2 protein-coding genes are annotated in these 1,857 nt (G+C 37.9%); both read right to left on the bottom strand.

Going from position 1 to position 1,857, the window contains the following annotated elements; all coding sequences use genetic code 11:
* Positions 1-205: 205 nt before the first annotated feature.
* Positions 206-1,636 (bottom strand): glutamate--tRNA ligase, encoded by a 1,431-nt coding sequence (gltX, locus tag OZD63_RS01275; protein ID WP_275007905.1) that lies wholly within the window; start codon positions 1,634-1,636, stop codon positions 206-208.
* 40 nt (positions 1,637-1,676) lie between these two features.
* Positions 1,677-1,857 (bottom strand): hypothetical protein (locus tag OZD63_RS06120; RefSeq protein WP_410543736.1); only part of this gene is annotated, 181 nt, incomplete at its 5' end.

Here is a 1,857-nt window from a genome sequence, read left to right on the forward strand (position 1 = left end):
CAGCTTATTTAGATAAAAATCTAGATGTAGATGAAGTTTTGTAAAGACATACAGTATCTATATACTGCAAAAAATTGAACATAAGACGCCGGTACATTAAGTAATCCTTACCTTTTAATCTGCAGATTGGCGAAAGCAAATACAACAGCTCCACTGTGATGGTAAAGGGGCTGGCAAAGCTTGTCAAGAAATTTTCTTATTTCATTTAAATTGCTTGTAACCTTCTTATACACTCATCTTTACCAAGAATCACCATGATATCAATGATTCCAGGTGCATCCATTACTCCAGTTATAGGGGCGCGTAATGAGTGGTATACATCGCTTATTTTCATATCGTGCAATTTTGCACATTCCTTGATCTGAGAAGATAAAAAACCCTTATTCCAATTTTCATCACCGATCTTTGACAGAAATGACGCGAGTAACTTGATTATATCGAGGTTAGATTTGACAATTTGCTCAGCCTCTTCACTTAAATCAAGTGGCGGATCTTGAATATAAAATTTTGCTAAATCCAATAATTCGGTCAGGTAGTTTGCTCTTTTTTTTAACCCTGTCAGTCCCCGCAGTAAATAGCCCTTTTTTTTGTCAGTTAGAGTATTTTCTCTAAGCATTAGAGTCAGAATATCTTCATTGCTCATATTACTAATATAGTGGTTATTCAAATGCTCCAGTTTTTTGAAATCGAGCCGTGCAGGTGAACGACCAATACTTTCTAAATTAAACCACTCTATTGCTTGCTCATCGCTAATAATCTCATCGTTGCCGTGACTCCAGCCAAGTCTCAGCAAGTAATTACGCATCGCTTTTGGCAATATTCCCATCTTTTCATAATCGCAAACGCTTGTGGCACCATGCCTTTTGGATAGCCTATTCCCATCTTCCCCATGGATAAGCGGCACATGTGCAAAGCGTGGAATGTCAAAATCAAGAGCCTGGTATATTAGCAGATGTTTAAAGGTATTAGTGAGATGGTCAGAGCCACGTATTATATCAGTTATTCCAGCATCATGATCGTCAACTACTACGGCAAAAATATATGTTGGAGTGTTGTCAGAGCGTAAGATCACTATATCATCAAGCTGGTTGCTATTTACTTTGATTTGGCCGTATATTTTATCATCAATGACGATCTCTTGTGAGTCTGGCACTTTGAAACGGATAACTGACCTCACACCGGATGTCATTCCAGCGCGTGACCACATATTTTCTTCTGGATCCCAGTGTCGGCTACTTGGATGACAAGAAGGAGGTTTTGTAGTACATTTATGCTTGTATATCTTGCCCTCTTCTCTTGCTTTTATTTTCTTTTCTGCAACTTCATCCTCAGGGCAATAACAGTGATACGCCCTACCCTTCTCAACTAAAAGGTTTGCTACTTCTTTATGCCGCTCTATTCTTTTTGACTGATATACTATTTCCCCATCATAGCTCACACCGAGCCATCTTAGCCCTTCTATAATTGCATCAATTGCTTCTTTCGTTGAACGTTTTCTGTCGGTGTCCTCAATTCTTAGCAAAAACCTGCCACCATGATGCTTTGCATAGAGCCAATTGAATAAAGCAGTACGAGCTCCTCCAGTGTGCAAAAATCCTGTTGGTGATGGAGCGAATCTCGTGACTATACCTGGCATATTTGTCCGTTACAGTAATATAAATGATGATAGCTAAAATTTATGTTTGTAACAATTTAGAATTTATTTGTTCTGAGAACCTGTTAAGGATCTCGAAAATATGAGGTAAAATAAGCATAGTTAAGAAAGAGGTATATCTATGCAAAAAAGCTATCCAAGCGATATAAGTAAAGAACAATTTGAAAAAATTAGACCAATACTGGAGAGTAGCAGAAAGAAAA

This window comes from Wolbachia endosymbiont of Drosophila leontia, assembly GCF_028981785.1.
GTDB classification, from domain to species: domain Bacteria; phylum Pseudomonadota; class Alphaproteobacteria; order Rickettsiales; family Anaplasmataceae; genus Wolbachia; species Wolbachia pipientis.

Excerpts from the sequence above, each read along its gene's own strand:
- gltX (WP_275007905.1), bottom strand. The coding sequence starts at position 1,636 with ATGCCAGGTATAGTCACGAGATTCGCTCCATCACCAACAGGATTTTTG.